Annotated in this window: 5 protein-coding genes; 3 read left to right on the top strand and 2 right to left on the bottom strand. The window is 33.8% G+C overall.

Annotation, left to right across the window (positions count from 1 at the left end; genetic code table 11):
- The coding region (locus AACY61_RS10730) for an SAM hydroxide adenosyltransferase (protein ID WP_339611578.1) at nucleotides 1-340 on the top strand (340 nt) is incomplete at its 5' end.
- 6 nt (nucleotides 341-346) lie between these two features.
- Nucleotides 347-643 carry an antibiotic biosynthesis monooxygenase family protein gene (locus AACY61_RS10725; RefSeq protein ID WP_339611577.1) on the top strand — a complete coding sequence of 99 codons (297 nt, stop codon included), beginning with the start codon at nucleotides 347-349 and terminating at the stop codon, nucleotides 641-643.
- A gap of 10 nt (nucleotides 644-653) precedes the next feature.
- Here the strand turns inward: AACY61_RS10725 and AACY61_RS10720 are convergent, their stop codons facing one another.
- Both AACY61_RS10720 and AACY61_RS10715 read right to left on the bottom strand, forming a co-directional pair.
- Nucleotides 654-1910 carry an anthranilate synthase component I family protein gene (locus tag AACY61_RS10720; protein ID WP_339611576.1) on the bottom strand — a complete coding sequence of 419 codons (1257 nt, stop codon included), beginning with the start codon at nucleotides 1908-1910 and terminating at the stop codon, nucleotides 654-656.
- A gap of 48 nt (nucleotides 1911-1958) precedes the next feature.
- Nucleotides 1959-2501: an NAD(P)H-dependent oxidoreductase gene (locus AACY61_RS10715; RefSeq protein ID WP_339611575.1), complete on the bottom strand. Its 543-nt coding sequence runs from the start codon at nucleotides 2499-2501 to the stop codon at nucleotides 1959-1961.
- Nucleotides 2502-2637: 136 nt separating this feature from the next.
- On the opposite strand from AACY61_RS10715, the gene AACY61_RS10710 reads away from it, so the two are divergent.
- The coding region (locus AACY61_RS10710) for a DEAD/DEAH box helicase (protein WP_339611574.1) at nucleotides 2638-3396 on the top strand (759 nt) is incomplete at its 3' end.

Genomic DNA, 3396 nt, shown 5'->3' with positions numbered 1-3396 from the left:
ACAACAACAAATCATTGGAAATGTTATTTATATTGACAACTATGGTAATGTTGTGACCAATATATCCAAGAGTTTATTTGAAGCGGTTGGGAAAGGAAAGTCATTTATCGTTTCTGGCAGGAACGTAAAATTTAAAAATATCTATGCAAAATACAGCGATGCCATTGACTTTTCTCTTCCTACAGATAAACGGGAAGAAGATGGTAAAAAGCTTGCCATTTGGAATGCTTCAGGTTATTTAGAACTGGCTATTTATAAAAGCAACCCTCAGACTGTAGGTAGCGCATCTACACTTTTTGGTCTCTATTACAGAGACACAGTTACTGTTAACTTTGACTAGGTTATTATGTTTGTACGTATCGTAAAAATGGAGTTTCAAGTAGATAAAATTGATTTCTTTTTAAATAATTTTGAAAGAGTAAAAGAAAAAATCAGATCGTTTTCAGGCTGTTTACATCTTGAGCTTTACCGGGATAATAAACAACAACACATTTTCTTTACATACAGCAAATGGAACAAAGAGTCTGACCTGGAAAACTATCGCAAGAGTGCTCTTTTTAAAAAAGTTTGGAGTGAAACAAAACCTTTATTTTTAAACAAAGCAGAAGCCTGGAGTGTAGATGTATTGTATAAACTTGATTGACAGCTGTCTATTAATTTTCAAGCACCTCACGCATTGCTTTTGATTTAAGTAGGCATTCATCATATTCATTCTCGGGAATTGATTTGAAAGTAATCGCACTTCCTACTGAAAAACTCACATATTTTAATGTCTCATTATATAAAATACTTCTTATAACAACATTAAAGTCTGCATCGCCTTCAGGAGAAATATATCCTACTGAGCCACTGTATAGCCCACGCTTGCTTTCTTCCAGTGTTTCAATGATTTTCATTGCACTCTCTTTAGGAGCACCTGTCATGCTTCCCATTGGAAACGTTGTTTTTAAAACATCGGTAACTGGTGTTTTAGTTTCAACTTTTGAAATTACTGTACTGATGAGTTGGTGCACTTGTTTAAAGGAATACAACTCACACAACTCCTCTACCTGAACACTGCCCCGCATTGCTGTTCGTGAAAGATCATTGCGCACCAAATCTGTAATCATTATATTTTCAGAACGTTCTTTTACATCTTTGTTAAGGTTTGCTGCCTGCTGTTGATCCAGTTTTTGTTCTTGTGAACGTGAAGCCGTTCCTTTTATGGGCTGAGAAATTATTTTTTGACCTTCTTTTTTTAAATAGCGTTCAGGTGAAGCCGATAATAAATAATTAGACTCTAGTTTTAAAAAACTGGCAAAAGGGGTTTCTGAAATTGAATTGAGCTTCAAATAAGTTTGCAAAGGGTTAATCGTAGCCTCATTTGTAAAAAACTCCATACAAAAATTGGCTTCATAGATATCCCCTCGTTTGATATGGTATTGCATTTGCCTCACTTTATCCAAGTAGTCAGATTTTGAAACTTTAGATTTAATAGCAAGTTTGGACATTACATCCTTACTTTTTGATGTATTGGTATTTAAAATAGATTTAATGTCAGAATCTAATTCATCTTCAACAAACTTTAAATAATGCAATTCCAACTGTTTACCTTTTAAAAAGATAAGTTTTTTGGGTTGAAAAAAATAAAGCTCAGGAAACTTTAATCCATCTGCATTGTTTGATTTTAATTCTGAAACTGCATTTTTAAGATCATAAGTTAAATAACCAAAAATCCAATCGGCAGTGTGTCTTTGATATTCTTCTAATGTATCGAAAGCTTCATGAAAATCTGTTTTTATGGAAGTGAGCGCATCAACTGCCAAAACCAGGTCAAACGACGAATACTTTAAGTGTTTTTTATTTACTTCAGAATTGGAATCAAGCCAAACTACCTCTTCAAATTGCTGCGCCCAATGTAGCAGCTTCAATTTAAATTCCGGAGAAGCATTTAGATTTATTTTTTTGACCGTGCGCAACTATTCCTCAATTTGATGTTCAAAATTTTGAATTACATCTATAAACCCAAGTGAAAGCTCTTCATTGACAATTTTGTTTTGTTGTACAGAAAAATTTTCATTGAAAGAGGGAAAACTAAAACTTTCAATTAGTTCCCCATTGTGTCTTGGAATCCGGCTTTTTACATAATCAAAAGCGCTGGCTCCTCCTCTGCTTCCTGTGGATGTACTCATTAAAAGTAGTTTCTTGCCATCGAGGTATTTGTACTCAATACGTGACAACCAGTCCATTACATTTTTAAAAAATACTGAAGGGCCTCCGTTGTGTTCATTTACAGAAATCATTAAAGCATCAGCATCTTTGATCGTATTTAAAAGCATACGCAATTCAACTGAATAGCCTTTTTCTTTTTCTATATCTTCACTAAACAATTCAAGTGGGTAATCTGTAAGTTTAATTAATCGAACCTCGTGTTTACTTATTAATGATGCAGCATAACTCACCAATTGATGATTGATAGAACTACTGCTGTTTGAACCTGCAAAGGCTAATATTTTTTTCATTTACTTTTATTTTTTATAAAAATCTGAAATTGCAAAATAGTAAATTCTAAAACAAAAGTACCCAAATTTTACTAACTTCATTTTTATTAAAAAGTCAAATTTAAAATAAGCTTATCTTTGCCAAAAAATAAACATTTTGACTTTCACCAATTTTAATCTTACAACACCGTTTCTCAATGCATTACAGGATTTGGGCATTGAAACACCCACTCCAATTCAGGAAAAATCTTTTTCTGTAATAATGTCTGGCAGAGATATGGTGGGTATTGCACAAACAGGTACCGGTAAAACTTTTGCCTATATGCTTCCGCTTTTGAGAATGTTGCCTTTTTCGAAACAAGACAACCCCAGGGTATTGGTTTTAGTGCCGACCCGAGAACTCGTGTTGCAAGTTGTGGAAGAAACAAAAAAATTGGCAAAGTATTCAAACATACGAATTTTGGGAGTTTATGGCGGCACCAATATCAATACTCAAAAAAAAGCTATAGCTCAAGGACTGGATGTTCTTGTAGCAACCCCCGGTCGCCTGTATGATCTTGCCGTAAGTCATGTTTTACAGCTTAAATCCATACAAAAACTGGTTATCGATGAGGTGGATGTCATGTTGGACTTGGGCTTCAGACACCAGTTAATAAATATTTTTGATATACTGCCTTCTCAAAGACAAAACATTTTGTTTTCTGCAACCATGACTGAAGATGTTGAGGACCTTCTATATGTATTTTTCAAAAACCCGGAAAAGATTTCGGTTGCTCTAAGTGGTGAACCCTTAAAAAACATTAAACAGATTGTTTATCATGTACCCAATTTTTACACAAAGGTAAATTTACTTCGCGAACTTCTATCTGATAAGGATGAGTATGCCAAAGTTTTATTGTTTGTAAAAAATAAAAAC

Origin of the sequence: uncultured Planktosalinus sp. (assembly GCF_963973675.1) — a bacterium.
Classification (GTDB): domain Bacteria; phylum Bacteroidota; class Bacteroidia; order Flavobacteriales; family Flavobacteriaceae; genus Planktosalinus.
This window is presented reverse-complemented; position numbering and strand designations above follow the sequence as displayed.